Annotated in this window: 19 protein-coding genes; all 19 read left to right on the top strand. The window is 65.7% G+C overall.

Annotation, left to right across the window (positions count from 1 at the left end; translation table 11 throughout):
• Nucleotides 1–68 precede the first annotated feature (68 nt).
• A complete protein-coding gene (locus NU1_RS23595) occupies nt 69–1,328 on the top strand; it encodes an ammonium transporter (protein ID WP_170264278.1) in 1,260 nt (419 codons plus the stop codon).
• A gap of 3 nt (nt 1,329–1,331) precedes the next feature.
• Complete coding sequence (locus NU1_RS23590) at nt 1,332–1,670, top strand: P-II family nitrogen regulator (RefSeq protein ID WP_067524173.1); 339 nt, start codon at nt 1,332–1,334, stop codon at nt 1,668–1,670.
• Between the two features lie 130 nt (nt 1,671–1,800).
• Complete coding sequence (locus NU1_RS23585; RefSeq protein ID WP_067524171.1) at nt 1,801–4,239, top strand: [protein-PII] uridylyltransferase; 2,439 nt, start codon at nt 1,801–1,803, stop codon at nt 4,237–4,239.
• 242 nt (nt 4,240–4,481) lie between these two features.
• The gene (locus tag NU1_RS23580; RefSeq protein WP_245720267.1) at nt 4,482–4,754 is read left to right on the top strand and encodes a hypothetical protein; all 273 of its coding nucleotides are present in this window, start codon (nt 4,482–4,484) and stop codon (nt 4,752–4,754) included.
• Between the two features lie 67 nt (nt 4,755–4,821).
• Nucleotides 4,822–6,393 carry a signal recognition particle protein gene (ffh, locus tag NU1_RS23575; RefSeq protein ID WP_067524167.1) on the top strand — a complete coding sequence of 524 codons (1,572 nt, stop codon included), beginning with the start codon at nt 4,822–4,824 and terminating at the stop codon, nt 6,391–6,393.
• Between the two features lie 159 nt (nt 6,394–6,552).
• The gene (locus tag NU1_RS23570; protein WP_067524165.1) at nt 6,553–7,647 is read left to right on the top strand and encodes an amidohydrolase family protein; all 1,095 of its coding nucleotides are present in this window, start codon (nt 6,553–6,555) and stop codon (nt 7,645–7,647) included.
• Between the two features lie 469 nt (nt 7,648–8,116).
• On the top strand, nt 8,117–8,566 hold the full coding sequence (gene rpsP, locus NU1_RS23565) for a 30S ribosomal protein S16 (protein WP_067524265.1): 450 nt from the start codon (nt 8,117–8,119) through the stop codon (nt 8,564–8,566).
• 2 nt (nt 8,567–8,568) lie between these two features.
• Nucleotides 8,569–8,811, top strand: a complete 243-nt coding sequence (locus NU1_RS23560; RefSeq protein WP_067524163.1) for an RNA-binding protein — start codon at nt 8,569–8,571, stop codon at nt 8,809–8,811.
• Nucleotides 8,811–9,350, top strand: a complete 540-nt coding sequence (gene rimM, locus NU1_RS23555) for a ribosome maturation factor RimM (RefSeq protein WP_067524161.1) — start codon at nt 8,811–8,813, stop codon at nt 9,348–9,350. The genes NU1_RS23560 and rimM overlap by 1 nt, the downstream gene beginning before the upstream one ends.
• A gap of 3 nt (nt 9,351–9,353) precedes the next feature.
• Nucleotides 9,354–10,070, top strand: a complete 717-nt coding sequence (gene trmD / locus NU1_RS23550) for a tRNA (guanosine(37)-N1)-methyltransferase TrmD (protein WP_067524159.1) — start codon at nt 9,354–9,356, stop codon at nt 10,068–10,070.
• A gap of 99 nt (nt 10,071–10,169) precedes the next feature.
• Nucleotides 10,170–10,502 carry a hypothetical protein gene (locus NU1_RS23545; RefSeq protein WP_157552884.1) on the top strand — a complete coding sequence of 111 codons (333 nt, stop codon included), beginning with the start codon at nt 10,170–10,172 and terminating at the stop codon, nt 10,500–10,502.
• Between the two features lie 145 nt (nt 10,503–10,647).
• Nucleotides 10,648–10,971: a hypothetical protein gene (locus tag NU1_RS23540; RefSeq protein ID WP_157552881.1), complete on the top strand. Its 324-nt coding sequence runs from the start codon at nt 10,648–10,650 to the stop codon at nt 10,969–10,971.
• A 105-nt stretch (nt 10,972–11,076) separates the two neighbouring features.
• A complete protein-coding gene (locus NU1_RS23535; protein WP_084521737.1) occupies nt 11,077–13,521 on the top strand; it encodes a Tex family protein in 2,445 nt (814 codons plus the stop codon).
• 211 nt (nt 13,522–13,732) lie between these two features.
• Nucleotides 13,733–14,602: a hypothetical protein gene (locus NU1_RS23530; RefSeq protein ID WP_067524153.1), complete on the top strand. Its 870-nt coding sequence runs from the start codon at nt 13,733–13,735 to the stop codon at nt 14,600–14,602.
• Nucleotides 14,603–14,807: 205 nt separating this feature from the next.
• Entirely contained in the window at nt 14,808–15,149 is a 342-nt protein-coding gene (gene rplS, locus NU1_RS23525) for a 50S ribosomal protein L19 (protein ID WP_067524150.1), read from the top strand.
• Nucleotides 15,150–15,245: 96 nt separating this feature from the next.
• Nucleotides 15,246–16,034: a signal peptidase I gene (lepB, locus tag NU1_RS23520; RefSeq protein WP_067524147.1), complete on the top strand. Its 789-nt coding sequence runs from the start codon at nt 15,246–15,248 to the stop codon at nt 16,032–16,034.
• Between the two features lie 36 nt (nt 16,035–16,070).
• On the top strand, nt 16,071–16,814 hold the full coding sequence (locus tag NU1_RS23515) for a ribonuclease HII (RefSeq protein WP_281221264.1): 744 nt from the start codon (nt 16,071–16,073) through the stop codon (nt 16,812–16,814).
• 53 nt (nt 16,815–16,867) lie between these two features.
• Nucleotides 16,868–17,173, top strand: coding sequence for a DUF2469 domain-containing protein (locus tag NU1_RS23510; protein WP_067514125.1), 306 nt, complete (start codon nt 16,868–16,870; stop codon nt 17,171–17,173).
• Between the two features lie 108 nt (nt 17,174–17,281).
• Nucleotides 17,282–17,638, top strand: a complete 357-nt coding sequence (locus NU1_RS23505; protein ID WP_067524145.1) for a YraN family protein — start codon at nt 17,282–17,284, stop codon at nt 17,636–17,638.
• Nucleotide 17,639: the final 1 nt, after the last annotated feature.

Here is a 17,639-nt window from a genome sequence, read left to right as displayed (position 1 = left end):
AGGTGTTGGATACCGTTATCCTGGCGGGCGCCGAAATCGGTACGCCCGATTCAGGTGATACGGCATGGATGCTGACAAGCGCGGCGTTGGTGCTGTTGATGACCCCTGGGCTCGCGTTCTTCTACGGCGGTATGGTCCGCAGTAAGAACGTGCTCAATATGATCATGATGAGTGTCAGCGCCATGGGCGTTGTCACTGTGCTCTGGGTGCTGTACGGCTACTCGATGGCCTTCGGCACCGATAAGGGCAGCTTGATCGGTGACCCGGGCGAATACTTCGGGCTACGCACGCTGATATCGGGCTTCGGCGACGACTCCCCGGGCGTCCCGCTGGTCGATACCATTCCGGCGACCGCATTCGTGGCATTCCAGCTGATGTTCGCCATCATCACCGTCGCCCTGATCTCCGGTGCGGTGGCCGACCGTATGAAGTTCAGCGCGTGGCTGCTGTTCGCCGCGATCTGGGTGACCGTCGTGTACTTCCCGGTCGCGCACTGGGTCTGGGGCGGCGGCTGGATCGGTGAGAAGCTCGGCGCCATCGACTTCGCCGGCGGCACCGCGGTACACATCAACTCCGGTGCGGCGGCCCTGGCCCTGGCCCTGATCATCGGCAAGCGCAAGGGCTGGCCGACGACCCCGTTCCGTCCGCACAACCTGCCCTTCGTCATGCTCGGCGCCGCTCTGCTGTGGTTCGGCTGGTTCGGCTTCAACGCTGGTTCGGCCGGTGCCGCCGACGGTGTCGCCGCTGCCACCTTCATCACCACGGTCGTCGCCACCGCCGCGGCCATGCTGGCCTGGTTGCTGGTGGAGAAGATCCGCGACGGCAAGCCCACGTCGCTGGGCGGGGCCTCGGGTATCGTCGCCGGTCTGGTCGCCATCACCCCTGCCTGCTCCTCGGTGAACATCCTCGGCGCGCTGGCCATCGGCGCAATCGCCGGTGCGGTGTGCGCGGTGGCGGTCAGCCTGAAGTACAAGTTCGGCTACGACGACTCCCTCGATGTCGTCGGCATCCACCTCGTCGGTGGTGTTATCGGCACCGTGCTGATCGGTATCTTCGCCACGGTGGAAGCCCCCGAGGGCGTGCAGGGTCTGTTCTACGGCGGCGGCATCGATCTGCTGTGGCGTCAGACCGTCGGCGCGGTCGCGGTCCTGGCGTACTCGTTCATTGTCGCGGCGGTGATTGCCCTGGTCATCAAGAAGACCATCGGTATTCGCGCCGATGCGGAAGCGGAAGCCACCGGATTGGACGAGTCGGAGCACGCGGAAACGGCATACGATTTGGCTGCTGTGGGTGGCACGGCACGTACCACCGCCGTCAAGGAGGCATGACGCATGAAACTGATCACCGCAATCGTCAAACCGTTCACCCTCGAGGACGTGAAGTCCGGCCTCGAGCAGGCGGGCGTGCTCGGCATGACCGTCAGCGAGGTACAGGGCTACGGACGCCAGAAGGGCCACACCGAGGTCTACCGCGGCGCCGAGTACTCGGTCGATTTCGTCCCGAAGGTCCGGGTCGAGGTGGTCGTGGACGACGCTTCTGTGGAGAAGGTTGTCGAGGTCATCGTCGAGGCCGCGCGCACCGGCAAGATCGGTGACGGCAAGGTGTGGGTGACCCCGGTCGAGGGTGTTATCCGGGTTCGGACCGGCGAGCGTGGCACCGACGCGCTCTGAGAGGTAGGGCTCTCGGGCACGGAATAGATCGGGCGCGGCCCCGCGCTCGTCGGGCTGAACCGGCGGGTGCGGGGCCGCCACCGTGTGTGGGGTTGCCGTAGGCAGCGACAACTGAGATGGGTGGTGGGTTGTGGGTTTCCAGCAAGCGCGGAACGAGCACGTTGCGAATGGGGCGTCGGATCTGGTCCGGGCCCGAGACCAACTGCTGAGCGAGGCCGGGAAAGGGTCCGGCGGCAACTCGCGCATACCCCGCCTCGACTCCGAATCGCTGCGTCAGGCGCTGGTGGATCTCTTCGAATTATGGCTGACCAGCAAGGGTTCCGAGGTCGGTATCACCCCCGACAGCGGACTGGCCGTGGTCGCGGTCGGTGGCCTGGGCCGCCGCGAAATGCTGCCGTACTCGGATCTGGATCTGGTGTTGCTCTACGACGATGTCGATCCGAAACGGGTTGCCGAGGTCGCCGACCAACTCTGGTATCCGCTGTGGGACGCCCACATCAAACTCGACCACAGCGTGCGCACCGTGCCGCAGGCGCTGCGGGTCGCCTCCGACGACCTGACCGCCGCCCTCGGCATGCTGGAGGCGCGCCATATCGTCGGTGACGAGGGCCTGAGCAATGTGCTCATCAGCGGGGTGCGCCGCGACTGGCGTGCCGGAATCCGTTCCCGCTTCGACGGTCTCATCGAACAGGCCGAAACCCGCTGGCGCAGAAGCGGTGAGATCGCGCACCGCGCCGAACCCGATCTCAAGAACGGGCGCGGCGGACTGCGCGATATCCAACTGCTCGATGCCCTTGCCATTGCCCAATTGACCGATGCCATGCCGGGTCTCGGTCCGGATGTGCCCGGCGGCGGGCTCACCCAGGCGCACCGGCGACTGCTCGATGTTCGCACCGAGCTGCACCGGGTCGCCGGCCGCGCCCGCGACCAATTGCGCGCCCAGGACGCCGACGAAATCGGCGCGGCCCTGCGCATCGGCGACCGCTTCGATCTCGCCCGCACGCTGTCGGATGCGGCGCGCACGGTCAGCTATTCCGTGGATGTCGGTCTGCGGACGGCCGCGAACGCGTTGCCCCGCAGGGGACTTGCCCGACTGCGCCGGATGCCGGTGCGTCGACCACTCGATGAGGGGGTGGTCGAGCACGCCGGTGAGGTGGTGCTGGCGCGGGATGCGCGGCCGCAGCGCGATCCCGGGCTGATCCTGCGGGTCGCCGCGGCCTCGGCGCAGACCGGACTGCCCATGTCGGCCACCACCTTGAACCGGTTGTCGGAGGATGCGCCGGAGCTGCGCCAGCCGTGGCCCAGGGAAGCGCTCAATGACCTGCTGGTGCTGCTGGGTTCGGGTCGCAATGCGATCGACGCCGTCGAGGCATTGGATCGAACGGGTCTGTGGGGCAGGCTCTTTCCGGAATGGGGTGTGGTGCGCGACCTCCCGCCGCGCGATGCCATCCACACCTGGACGGTGGATCGGCATCTGGTGGAGGCGGTCGCGCAGGCCAGTGCCCTGTCCACCCGGGTGGCCCGTCCGGATCTGCTGCTGTTGGGCGCACTGCTGCACGATCTCGGCAAGGGCCGTCCCGAGGACCACAGTGTGGTCGGCGCCGAACTCGCCACCCAGATCGGGCGCCGGCTCGGGCTGTGGCCCTCGGATGTGCGGACGCTGTCGGCGATCGTGCGCCACCACCTGCTGCTGCCCGATACCGCCACCCGCCGTGATCTCGAGGACCCGGATACGGTGCAGCGGGTGGTGAAGGCCCTCGACGGTGACGCGCAATTGCTCGATTCGCTGCACGCCCTGGCGGAAGCGGATTCCCTGGCCACCGGGCCCGGTGTATGGAGCGATTGGAAGGCCTCGCTCATCGCGGAACTGGTGCGCCGCTGCAGGCTCGCCATGGCGGGTGAGGAACTGCCCGAACCGGATCCGATCCCCGCGGAGCTGATCGCCAAGGCCGAGGGCGGCGGCGTCCATGTCGACCTGCGCCCGGGGGAGGGCCGCTATACCCACCTCGTCACCGTCGTCGCTCCCGACACACCCGGTCTGCTGTCGGATGCGGCCGGAGTGCTGGCGGTGCACTCGCTGCGGGTGCTGTCGGCCTCGCTCGGCAGTGTCGGCAATTCGGCGATCGACACCTTTGTGGTGGTACCGCGCTTCGGTGATCCGCCGGATCCGGGCCTGTTGCGCCAGGAATTGATCCGGGCAATCAATGGCGATTTGAACCTCGCGGAAGTGTTGGCGCGCAAGGAACGCGATGCGGGCGGTACCCAACTCAGCCCGTACGCACAGGCGCAGCCGCGCGTGATCTGGTCGGAAACCGGTGAACCGGGACGGGTGCTGTTGGAATTGCGCGCCGAGGACCGAATCGGATTACTCAGCCGTTTGGCGGGCGCGCTCGCCGCGGTCGGTACGAATGTGAGTTGGGCGAAAGTGGTCACCATGGGCGCGGCCGTGGTGGATGCTTTCTGCCTGGATCTCGGTGACGGCGATACGCCGCAGCGACGTGCGGAGATTGCGGCGGCCGTGCTTTCGGTGGTACCCCCGCAGCAACCGAGGGTCGAAACAACCGAATAAAGCGCTCGAATCGGACACAAAAACAGAATCCAGTAGAGTTTTCTGACCGATCGCTAGGATGCGGCATTAACTGGCAAACCCCGCGTTTGCCAGTTAATCGGATCGTTGCGTGCAATTTGCTGGAATACCTATGTGCGTCCCGTTCGGGCCCCTAATATCCCCTCAAAGAAAGCTATCGCGAGCATGAGGGGAGCAGGTCGGTGGCAATTGAAGTGGTATCCGCGTCAATGATGACGTCGGACATGACCTCGCACATCGCGCGCTGTGTCGGCGGTGATCGCTGGGTGGTGTCCTGGTTGCCCGGCCGCACCCTCTCCGGTCAGCAGGCGGTGACCGCCATGACCATCGCCTCCGCCGTCGCCACGGGGCAACCGCCCACCGACTCCGAATGGGCGATGCTGGACGGTCTCGCCCTCGGACTCGGCCTCACCGCGCGCGAAGCCGTGGGCATGGTGGTCACCGAAAACCACGACCTGCGTCGCCCTGCCGCGACCACGCGGCGCGACCTGGAATAACGTCTGGCGCCCGATCCCACTACCCTGGTACCGAGAGTGACGTCCCTCGAGATCAGGAGCGCGATCGGTGTTCGAATCCCTGTCCGACCGGTTGGCCGGTGCCCTCAAGGACCTTCGTGGGAAAGGGCGCCTGTCACCGGCCGATATCGACGCGACCGCCCGAGAAATCCGGCTCGCCCTGCTCGAAGCGGACGTCGCGCTGCCCGTGGTGCGCGGCTTCATAGCGCGGATCAAGGAGCGCGCCAAGGGCGCTGAGGTCTCCGCGGCGCTGAACCCCGCGCAGCAGGTCGTCAAGATCGTCAACGAGGAACTCGTCAATATCCTCGGCGGCGAGACCCGGCGGCTGCAGTTCGCCAAGACCGCGCCGACGGTCATCATGCTGGCCGGTCTGCAGGGTGCCGGTAAGACCACCCTCGCGGGCAAGCTCGCGAAATGGCTGAAGGGGCAGGGGCATCAGCCGCTGCTCGTCGCCTGCGACCTGCAGCGCCCGGGTGCCGTAACCCAGCTGCAGGTGGTCGGTGAGCGTGCCGGGGTGCCGACCTTCGCGCCGCACCCGGGTACCTCCATCGGCGGTGGCGAGAACGCCCTCGGTGTCTCCGCGGCCGATCCGGTCGAGGTGGCCCGCGCCGGTATCGAAGAGGCCAGGCAGAAGCAATACGACATTGTCATCGTCGATACCGCGGGTCGCCTCGGTATCGACGCCGAACTGATGTCGCAGGCCGCCGGTATTCGCGATGCCGTGCAGCCGGACGAGATCCTGTTCGTCCTCGACGCCATGATCGGTCAGGACGCGGTCTCGACCGCCGAGGCCTTCCGCGACGGTGTCGGCTTCACCGGTGTGGTGCTCACCAAGCTCGACGGTGACGCCCGCGGTGGTGCGGCGCTGTCGGTGCGTGAGATCACCGGCCAGCCCATTATGTTCGCGTCCACCGGTGAGAAGCTCGAGGACTTCGACGTCTTCCACCCGGACCGCATGGCCAGCCGCATTCTCGGCATGGGTGATCTGCTCACCCTGATCGAGCAGGCCGAACAGGTCTACGACGCCACCCAGGCCGAGGAGGCCGCCCGCAAGATCGGCTCCGGTGAGCTCACCCTCGAGGACTTCCTCGACCAGATGCTCGCCATTCGCAAAATGGGTCCCATCGGCAACCTGCTCGGCATGCTGCCCGGCGCGGGCCAGATGAAGGATGTCCTCGCCCAGGTCGACGACAAGCAGCTCGACCGGGTACAGGCCATTATTCGCGGTATGACGCCCACCGAGCGCGACAACCCGAAGATCATCAACGCTTCGCGCCGCCTACGCATCGCCAATGGTTCCGGCGTCAGCGTCTCCGAGGTCAATCAGCTCGTCGACCGGTTCTTCGAGGCCAAGAAGATGATGGGCGCGATGAGCCGCCAGTTCGGCATGCCGGGCGCGCGTGGCGGCGGCGGTAAGGGCAAGAAGGGGAAGAAGGGCAAGAAGGGCGGTCGCGGGCCGACCCAGCCGAAGATCCGTGGCGGCTTCCCGGGTATGCCCGGCCTGCCCGGCGGTATGCCCGCCGGAATGCCGGATATCTCGAAGCTGCCGGAGGGACTCAACGAATTGCCGCCGGGGCTCGAAGGTTTCGATCTGTCGAAGCTGAAGTTCCCGAAGAACTAGGGCGACAGCGGACACGGCCCCCGGCGCGTACGGCGTCGGGGGCCGAGTCATATCCCACCGCTGATCACGGCCCGTGTGCCGTCTGGACAGCGGTGCGGCGACCATCCACTCCAGTCATACTGCGATAGGACGTCCGCCGAACAAGATCAGGAGGCCGGTATGCATCTGCGGGGCGTGGTACTGCCGGACGATGACGTGCGTGACCTGTGGGTGCGGGATGGGTCGATCTCGTTCGAACCGGTGCCGGAGGCCGAAACACTGTGCGACACAGGGTGGATCGTGCCCGGCCTGGTGGATGCCCACTGCCATGTGGGCATTCGCTACGGCGGCGGGCACGAGGATCACGACGGTGCGGTCGAGCAGGCCGAGGTCGAACGCGATGCGGGGGCGCTGCTGTTGCGCGATGCCGGATCGCCTATCGACACTCACTTCATCGATGACCGCGCGGATCTGCCGAAGATCATTCGAGCGGGGCGGCATATCGCCCGGCCCAAGCGCTATATCCGCGAACTCGGCATAGAACTCGACGATGAGCGCGATCTGCCCGAGATCATCGCCGAGCAGGCGCGGCGCGGCGATGGCTGGGTGAAGATCGTCGGTGACTGGATCGACCGGTCGGTCGGCGACCTGAGTCCGCTGTGGAGCGATGCCATCCTGAAGGAGGCCGTCGACGCCGCGCACCGTGAAGGCGCCCGCGTCACCGCGCATGTCTTCGGCGAGGATGCCCTCTTCGGGCTGCTCGACGCCGGGATCGACTGCATCGAACACGGCACCGGCCTCACCGACGACACCATCGCGATGATGGCCGCGCAGGGCACCGCGCTGGTGCCGACCTTGATCAATATCGACACCTTTCCCGGAATCGCCGACGGCGCGGGCAAGTTCCCGATCTACGCCGCCCACATGCGCGATCTGCACCGCCGCTCCCGTGAGACGGTCGCCAAGGCCCACGAGGCCGGAATCCCGATTTACACCGGCACCGACGCGGGCGGGTCCATTCGGCACGGCCGCATCGCCGATGAGATCGCCGCTCTCGCGGGCGCGGGCATGTCCCGCCACGACGCCCTGGGTGCTTCCTCCTGGGATGCCCGCGCCTGGCTCGGGCGGCCCGGTATCGAAGCCGGGGCACCGGCGGATTTCGTTGTCTACCAGCAAGATCCACGCCTGGGGCCGGACGTTCTCGCGGCACCCGCCTGGGTGGTCCTGCGTGGCCGCGTCTACGACCGCCGCGACCCGGTCACCGGTCACCGCTGATTGGCGGCCGAGTGTGACCATTCCACCCGCGCGAAGGAAGTGAATGGGTCATGCTTCACATGTTTGTGTAGCCCAACCTGATGAGGTGTTGACCTTGGGATCTGTAGAGAGCCTGCTCACGGCCGTACTCGCCGGACTGATCGTGAAGTTCCTGAGCTCCGGTAGCTCCGGACACGGCAGTTCCGGCCACTGACGAGCCTGGTAAGCCGGCCCATCGCGTCATGAGATTCGATGGGCTGCGCTCGGCGTTCTCCTCGGGCGAGGGCGATTTCTGCCGCCCGGGACCCGTCTGGCAGAATGATCGATCGTCCGCATTCAGGACAGTGCAGCCCGTCTCCGGTTACGTACCGCGCGGCGGTCACACACTCAACGCAAAACCGGGTCCGCGCCCTGCGCGGGCTGCTGAATTGCGACCGTGACCAACCAGGCCGCCCCGGTGGTGGCCGCATGTGAAAGGCATCAGCTACTCATGGCTGTCAAGATCAAGCTGACCCGTATGGGCAAGATCCGCAACCCGCAGTACCGCGTCGTCGTCGCCGACGCGCGCACCCGTCGTGATGGCCGCGCCATCGAGTCCATCGGCATCTACCAGCCGAAGGAAGAGCCCTCGCTCATCGAGATCGATTCCGAGCGCGTGCAGTACTGGCTGGGTGTCGGCGCGCAGCCGACCGAGCCCGTTCAGCGTCTGCTGGAGATCACCGGTGACTGGCAGAAGTTCAAGGGCCTGCCGGGCGCCGAGGGCACCCTCAAGGTGAAGGCGCCGAAGGTGTCCAAGCTGGACCTCTTCAACGCCGCGCTGGCCGCCGCCGACAGCGAGCCGCGCGCCGAGGCCACCACCCCGAAGAAGAAGGCCGCCAAGAAGGACGAGGCCGCTGCCGAGGCCGCGCCCGCCGAGGCCGCCACCGAAGCCGCCGAATAAGTATGAGCGCCGTTGTTGCCGACGCCGTCGAACACCTCGTTCGCGGCATCGTCGCCAATCCCGACGACGTCCAGGTCGAGCTGATCACCAGCCGTCGTGGCCGCACCGTCGAGGTGCATGTGCATCCGGACGATCTGGGCAAGGTGATCGGACGAGGTGGTCGCACCGCGACCGCGCTGCGCACCCTGGTCGCCGGAATCGGCGGTAAGGGCATCCGCGTCGACGTGGTCGACACGGATCAGTAGTGGAACTGGTCGTCGGGCGGGTCGCCAAGTCGCACGGAGTGCGCGGCGAACTCGTCGTAGAAGTCCGCACCGACGAACCGGAACTGCGGTTCGCGCCCGGTAACACCCTCACGGGTCGGCTGCCGCGCGCGAAGACGACGCAGACATACGTGGTGGAGTCGGCCCGGGAGCACTCGGGCCGACTTCTGCTGCGTGTCGAGGGCGTAGACGACCGCACGGTCGCGGACGCGTTGCGCGGCATGCTATTCGTGGTGGATACCGCAGATCTGCCACCCTCGGAGGATGATTCCGATGAGTACTACGACCACGAACTCGAGGGCCTCACCGTGAAACTCGGTGACGGCACCGTGGTCGGTACCGTCAAGGAGGTTCTTCATTCCGCTGCGGGAGAACTGCTTTCGGTGGAAGCCTCCGAGGGATTCCCGCCCGTCGGCCGAGAGATCTTGGTGCCCTTCGTCAATGCCATGGTGCCGACGGTCTCCATTGCTGAAGGCTTGATCGTCATCGATCCCCCTGAGGGACTGCTGGATCCGGAGTAAGGAATGCGCACACGCACCGAGGGATCCTCCGCTGCGCTCCGAATCGACGTCGTCACCATATTCCCGGAATACCTGGAGCCGATGCGAACGGCCTTGCTGGGCAAGGCCATCGATAAGGGCATTCTGGAAGTCGACGTCCACGACCTGCGTCGCTGGACGCACGATGTGCACAAGGCGGTCGACGATTCCCCCTACGGTGGCGGCCCCGGCATGGTCATGAAACCGACCGTGTGGGGTCCCGCCCTGGACGAGGTGTGCCCGGACGACGCGCTCCTGGTCGTACCCACCCCCGCAGGCGTGCCGTTCACCCAGCGAACCGCCGAAAGATGGTCTGCGGAAAAGCATCTCGTCTTCGCCTGCGGTCGTTACGAGGGGATCGACCAACGCGTCTTCGATGATGCCGCCCGCCGCGTCCGCGTCGAAGAGGTCAGCATTGGCGACTACGTCCTGATCGGCGGTGAGGCCGCCGTCCTGGTCATGACCGAAGCGGTCGTACGCCTCATTCCCGGCGTGCTGGGCAATCAGCAATCCCATGAACAGGATTCGTTCTCCGACGGACTCCTCGAAGGCCCCAGCTACACCCGCCCGGTGTCCTGGCGCGACCTCGAGGTCCCGGAAATCCTGCTGTCGGGCAATCACGCCAAAATCGAAGCCTGGCGTCGCGAACAATCCCTGCGACGCACCCGGGCGCGGCGTCCGGACCTGCTTCCGCCCGACTGACGCTATCGTTTTCGCACACCCGCACTCGCCGGTCGGAATTTCCGCCGCGTGCCGCGGACTGCTCGACTTCGATTCGGACGACGAAAGGCAGGCGTGGAAGTGCTTCGGACAAATCTTCGCAAAGCAGTTGTCGTTTTCGCCGCGAGTGTCGCTATCGCCGGTTTCGGTCAGGCTGCGGCACAGGCCTTCACAGTGCAGGACGAACTGCGCTTCGTGCTCATGGACCAGCAGCGGCAATCCGACTTCTACAAGCAGGTCTCGGTCTCCCTCGGCCATAAGACCTGCACCGAGGTCGGCCGCCACGGTCCATCCCGCAAGGCCGCCCTGATCGCCTGGGACCGGCGCAACCCGCACACCAATATGGGTGTCAATGGCATGACCGCCACCGAAATTGACATTCTCGCCTACTGCCCGCAGTACATGCTCACCTGACGGGCATTCGTCTCGATTTGCCGTGGTTCCGCTTTCACTGAAGAATCACTTCGCCGTGTTCGCGCCCTCTCGGGGGGAGGGCAGTTTCCTTGCATCGCAACGAACTCGGCATTCGATTCCGCATGAAAGAAAGGCGGGGGCGCAAGTGCTCCGTAAGTCTGTTGTCGTTGTTGCCGCGAGCGTGGCCATCATGGGTTTCGGGGGTGCGGTGGCCAATGCGTTCACACTGCAGGACGAGGCCAAGTTCTTCCTGATGGGTGATCAGCAGATGTCGCCGGAGTACAAGATGCTCGACGTCGAGATCGGGCACTCCACCTGCCAGTATCTTGATTACGGCATTCCCGGTGCCAAGGCTGAACTGATGGCCTGGGATCGTGAGAACCCGGATATCTCGATGGGGATTCTCGGGCTCACCGAGACCGAAATCGACACTCTCGTCTACTGCCCGCAGCACCTCCTGGCTTCGTAGGCAGCCCGTTCGCGGCGGCGCGCGGTGTATGAATCGCGTGCCGCCGCAACGTTTCGGTGCGGCACTGTAACCGGCTGTCAGCCGACGACGGTAGTGTCTGCGGGCGTGACGACAGCCTCCGAAACCGTCAACGCAGACAGCGCCGGAACCACCAGCACAGTTCGGCTGGCGAGCGTGAGCCGCCGGATCGCCGATGAGCTAGCGGTGCGGGATGAACAGGTGCGGTCCGCCGTCGAGCTACTCGACGCCGGATCGACCGTGCCGTTCATCGCCCGCTACCGCAAGGAGGTCACCGGCGGACTGGACGATGCACAGCTACGGCAGCTGGAGGAGCGGCTGCACTACCTGCGCGAACTCGACGACCGGCGGAATTCGATCATCGAATCCATCAGTGGTCAGGGCAAATTGGATGCCGCACTGCATTCGCAGATCATGCTCGCCGAGACCAAGGCGCGCCTGGAAGACATCTACCTGCCGTACAAGCCGAAGCGGCGCACCAAGGCACAGATCGCTCGCGAAGCTGGACACGAACCCGTGGCCGATGCGCTGATCAGCGACCCCACCACCGATCCCGCCCAGTACAACGCCGAACAGCTCGACGGCGCGCGCGCCATCCTGGTGGAACGCTTCGCCGAAGACGCCGACCTCGTCGGTGAACTGCGTGAGCTCATGTGGAGCCGCGGCAAGATCACCTCCACCGTGCGGCCGGGCAAGGAGGAGGCGGGGGCCAAGTTCTCCGACTACTTCGAATTCAGCGAACCCTTCGAAAAGCTGCCGTCGCACCGCATTCTGGCGCTGCTGCGCGGTGAGAAGGAAGACGTACTCACCCTGAACTTGGCGGCCGATGCCGAAGAGCCGGAGCCCGGCGAGCGCACCATCTACGAGGGCCGCATCGCCTACAGGTTCGGTATCGCCGATCAGGGTCGCGCCGCCGATATCTGGCTGCTCGACACCGTGCGGTGGGCGTGGCGCACCAAACTCCAGGTGAGCCTGGGTATCGATACCCGCATGCGGTTGCGGCAGTCGGCCGAACGCGACGCCGTCGATGTCTTCGCCGCCAACCTGCGCGATCTGCTCCTCGCCGCTCCGGCCGGCACCCGCACCACCATGGGTCTGGACCCGGGCTTCCGCACCGGTGTGAAGGTCGCCGTGGTCGACGCCACCGGTAAGGCGGTCGCCACCGAGGTCATCTACCCGCACAAGCCGCAGGGACAGACCGAGAAGTCACTGGCCGTGCTGGGCGCACTGGTCGCGCGCTTCAATGTCGAACTCATTGCCATCGGCAATGGCACCGCCTCCCGCGAAACCGATGCGCTTGCCACCGAACTGATTTCGCGCATTCCGGAGAACAAACCCACCAAGATCGTGGTGTCGGAGGCGGGCGCGTCGGTGTACTCGGCCTCGGCCTACGCCTCCGCCGAACTGCCCGATATGGATGTCTCGTTGCGCGGCGCCGTCTCCATCGCCCGTCGTCTCCAGGACCCCCTGGCCGAACTGGTGAAGATCGAACCGAAATCCATCGGCGTCGGCCAGTACCAGCACGACATCTCCGAAACCCTGCTCGCCCGTTCGCTGGGCGCGGTCGTCGAGGATGCGGTGAACGCGGTCGGCGTGGATGTGAACACCGCGTCGGTGCCGCTGCTCTCCCGCGTCTCCGGTATCGCCGCCACGCTGGCGGAAAGCATTGTGGCGCACCGCGATCAGAACGGTCCGTTCCGCAGCCGCTCCGCGCTCAAGAATGTGCCGCGCCTGGGACCCAAGGCATTCGAGCAGTGCGCGGGCTTCCTGCGTATCCGCGGCGGCGACGATCCCCTGGACACCTCCGCGGTGCACCCGGAGGCATACCCGGTGGTGCGGCGCATTCTCGACACCACCGGCCGCGGTATGTCGGAGGTCATCGGCAATACCGCGGTGCTGCGTGCGCTGCGACCGGTCGACTTCACCGATGAGAAGTTCGGTGTCCCGACGGTCAGCGATATCATCGCCGAACTCGAGAAGCCCGGCCTCGACCCGCGTCCGGAATTCAAGACCGCCGAATTCGCCGCGGGGATCGAGAAGGTCGCCGATCTGTTGCCCGGCATGGTCCTCGAAGGCGTGGTCACCAATGTGGCCGCCTTCGGTGCCTTCGTCGACGTCGGCGTACACCAGGACGGTCTGGTGCACGTCTCGGCCATGTCGCACAACTTCGTCAAGGATCCGCGCGAGGTCGTGAAATCCGGTGACGTGGTGAAGGTGAAGGTGATGGAGGTCGATATTCCGCGTCAGCGCATCGGCCTGTCGCTTCGCCTCGATGACGAGCCGGGTGCGGCCAAGCAGGCCGATGGCGGACGCCCGCGCGGCCAGGGGCAGGGGCAGCGTGGTCCCGGCGGTGGTGGTCGCCCACAGCAGCGCAGTGGTGGCGCTCCGGGTGGTCAGGGCAAGGGCGGCCAGGGCAAGGGTGGTCAGGGCAATGCGGGTGGTCAGGGCGGTCGCGGCCAGGACCGCCGCAATCAGCCCGCCGCGAGCGGTGCCATGGCCGACGCCCTGCGCCGCGCCGGATTCGGTAAGTAGCGGCGGTGATTCGCGCTGTGCCGGGGCACCCACTCCGGCACCGCGCGCTATCGCTGTCTACCTGGTCACGTGCCTCGTTGCTGGCCGGTCACTCGCTGTCGCTGCACAATGGGCAGGGCGGTTCGGTGCTCGACGGCCGGACCGATCGCGGTAGCGCACGCCATCGCGCGCTGAGCGCACGGTGCGGATCGATCGGAGAAATCAGCAGCTGATGGCAGGTCTACAGCGGTGGCTCGACGATGTCGTGATTCCGAGTGGGCGATTGCCGCTGCTGTGCCTGCTGTTCGGATTCATTCTCGGGTTCGTCCTGATTCGCATCAGCGTGCGGCTGATTCGCGCCAAGGTGCGCTGGTGGCCCGGCAATGTGCGGGCCGGGGACACCCACATTCACCACATGGTGTTCGGCGTCATCATGGTGCTGGCCTCCGGTGCCGGACTGGTCACCCTGTACGACAACGGTGTCGCCACCACCAGTTGGCTGGCGGCGGTCTTCGGTGTCGGCGCGGCACTGGTCCTCGACGAATTCGCGCTCATCTACTACCTGCGCGACGTGTACTGGGAGGAACAGGGCCGTACCTCGGTCGACGCCGTCTTCGTGGCCGTCGCGGTGACCGGATTGCTACTGCTCGGCTTCCATCCGCTGTGGCTGCTCGACCTCAATGATGTGCGCCACCAACCCGATATCTCAGCGCGTGTCCTCATCAGCCTGTTCTCGGTGGCCAATCTCATGCTGGCGGCCATTGTCATCGCCAAGGGCAAGATTTGGACCGGATTGTTCGGCATGTTCTTTCCGCCGCTCCTGGTCGTCGGTGCGCTGCGGCTGGCCCGCCCCGGTTCGCCGTGGGCCCGCTGGCGGTACGGGTCGCGGGTGAAAACCATGCGCCGTGCCGTTATCCGGGAGCGCCGCTATCGGCGTCCGGTGATCCAGGCGAAGATCTTCGTCCAGGACCTCATTGCAGGGAAGCCCGATGTCGTCCATGTGCGGCAGGCGACCGAGGAGGAGTTGGCCCGCACCGTGGTCCCGGCCCCGTCCGCGCCCATTTCGACGCACCGTATTGTCGGTCGAAAGTTCTCCGATTAACGGGCCGCGTCCGTCGGGCGGTGGCGCACGCAACCCGATTACCAGCGTTCTCGCCCGGTCTGGCACAATACTCAGGTTGCCTTGGGCGCGTTCAGTTGATCTGACGCAGAGCCCAGCGCACCGCCCAATATCCGGAGCATGAACCGGTCGAGTGCATCAGCGCCGCCAGGTTCCTCTGTTCGCGCGAACTTCCAAAGGACGGACCATGAACACCCTCGACTTCGTCGATGAAAAGTCGCTGCGCAGCGATATCCCCGCGTTCCGACCGGGTGACACCGTGAATGTGCACGTGAAGGTCATCGAAGGTAACAAGGAGCGCATCCAGGTCTTCAAGGGCGTCGTCATTCGACGTCAGGGTGGCGGCATCCGCGAAACCTTCACCGTGCGCAAGGTGTCGTTCGGTGTCGGTGTGGAGCGCACCTTCCCGGTGCACAGCCCCAACCTCGACAAGATCGAGGTCGTGACCCGCGGTGACGTGCGTCGCGCCAAGCTGTACTACCTGCGCGATCTGCGCGGCAAGGCCGCCAAGATCAAGGAAAAGCGCTGATCCAGCTTTTCCCGAACTGCTGAGCCAGTTCAGGTTTGAACGCCGACTAGCCCGGCACCGCATGATTCGTCGCGGTGCCGGGCTAGTCTGTTCGGCGTGGCAGACGAGAACGAGTCGGTGAACCTTTCGAAGGACGACGATCGGTCGGAGGGGCCGTCGTCCGAGAACGGTAGGAAAGAGAAGAAGCAGCGGCCGTTCTGGCAGGAGCTGCCGCTGCTCATCGGTATCGCGGCGGTGATCGCCGCCCTGGTGGTGACCTTCATCGGCCGCCCCTACGTGATTCCCTCGCAGTCCATGGAACCGACGCTGCACGGCCTCAACGGCACCGGTGACCGTATCTATGTGCAGAAGCTGACTTACTACTTCGGCGATCCGAAGCCGGGCGATGTGGTGGTGTTCGTCGGGCCTACCGACGACTGGAACCGGGCCTACCGCTCGATTCGCTCGGAGAACACCGCAGTGCGCGGGGTGCAGAACTTCCTCTCCATCTTCGGACTCGTGCCTCCCGATGAGAACGACCTGGTCAAGCGGGTCATCGCCACCGGCGGGCAGACCGTGCAGTGCTGCGATGAGCAGGGCCGGATTCTGGTGGACGGTAAACCGATCGAGGAACCGTATGTGCAGTTCAACAATCCGTTCGATCCGGCTCGCCCCGATATTCCGTTCAATGCCGGTGGCCGCGCGTTCGGACCGGTACAGGTGCCGGACGGCAACCTGTGGGTGATGGGCGATAATCGCGCCGAATCCGCCGACTCCCGCTATCACATGCGCGATGAGCTGCAGGGCACCGTTCCGGTGGACGATGTGCGCGGTAAGGCGGTCTTCAAGATCTGGCCCCCGAATCGGATGGGGCCCATCCGATCCGAGGACCCCCAGTCCAATTGAGCGCGGACCGACTGAGCGCGGGGAGATAATCGAGCGGTGGGGACTACAGGCAAGGGCGGCAAGAAGACTCAGCCGTCGAGTGGCAAGAAGGTCGTCTGGGAGAGCGGTGAATGGCCGCCGCGCGTGGTCATGCGCCGCGCCGGCGGTCTACGCACCCTCGAATCGGCCCTGATTCGCAGTGGACTCGGCCCGGTCGCCGGCGTGGACGAAGCCGGACGCGGGCCGTCCGCCGGACCGCTGGTGATCGCGGCCTGCCTGCTGCCGCCCAAACCCCTAACCGCGCTGGCCGGAATCGACGATTCCAAGCGACTCAGCGAAGCGGTGCGCGAGGAGTTGTTCCCGGTCATCCAGCGGGTGGCGCTGGCCTGGCGGGTGGTCGTCGTCCCCTCGTGGGAGATCGACGCCATCGGCATTCACGTGGCCAATATCGAGGGTATGCGGCGGGCGGTGGCCGGACTCGATCCGGTGCCCGGCTATGTACTCAGCGATGGTTTCCGGGTGCCCGGTTTGCCGGTGCCGTCGCTGCCGGTGATCGGCGGGGACGCCACCGCGGCCTGTATCGCCGCCGCCAGCGTGCTCGCCAAGGTGACGCGCGATCGCATGATGGTCGAATTGGATCAGCAGTACCCCGGCTACGGTTTCGCCGCTCACAAGGGCTATAACACGGTCGAACACACCGAGGCGCTGAACCGGCTGGGACCCACCGCCGAGCACCGTCGATCGTGGCGAAACGTACGGGAGACCGGCCGAGTGGCTACCGACGCCGCGTATGCGGGATGATGTTCTGACACCCCAGTGTGGCCAGTGTGGCGAGAAGGAGGATTTTCCACCCGATGAGCGCCGAGGATCTCGAGAAGTACGAAACCGAGATGGAACTTTCCCTGTACCGCGAGTACAAGGACATCGTCGGTCAGTTCTCGTACGTGGTGGAGACCGAACGCCGCTTCTACCTCGCCAATACCGTCGAATTGCGACCGCAGAACGCGGACGGCGAAGTGTATTTCGAGGTGCGGATGTCCGATGCGTGGGTGTGGGACATGTACCGGCCGGCCCGCTTCGTGAAGCACGTTCGAGTCATCACGTTCAAGGACGTGAATATCGAAGAGCTGGAGAAACCCGACCTGCGACTCCCCGAGTAGCCGGTCGGGTACCCGAGTTGTCCCCAACCCGGGCGTTATCCCCAGACTTCTTGTTTTCCCAGTTCAGCGTGGACGGGTCCGACTACGGGCCCGTCCACGCTGGTATCCATGGGACACAATCTGGCACTGGGCGCTCGGGGCGAGGATCTGGCGGCCGAACACCTGCGCTCGACCGGTATGGAGATCGTCGACCGCAATTGGCGCTGTAGATACGGCGAGCTGGACCTGATTGCCCGCGCCCCGGGGGTTACCGCCTTCGTCGAGGTGAAGACCCGATCCGGAGTCGGATTCGGTCTCCCCGCTGAAGCGGTCACCTTCCACAAACAACAGCGCATCCGCCGCCTCGCCCTCCTGTGGCTCGCCGAGCAGGACTGCCCATGGCAACGCATCCGCTTCGATGTGGTGTCGGTGCTGATACCGCCCGGCCGCGACCCGGAGATCAAACATCTGCCGGGGGTGTTCTGAT

Source organism: Nocardia uniformis NBRC 13702 (assembly GCF_001613345.1).
GTDB classification, from domain to species: domain Bacteria; phylum Actinomycetota; class Actinomycetes; order Mycobacteriales; family Mycobacteriaceae; genus Nocardia; species Nocardia uniformis.
Note: the sequence above shows the minus strand (reverse complement) of the source record. Positions and strands in the feature narration are given on the sequence as shown.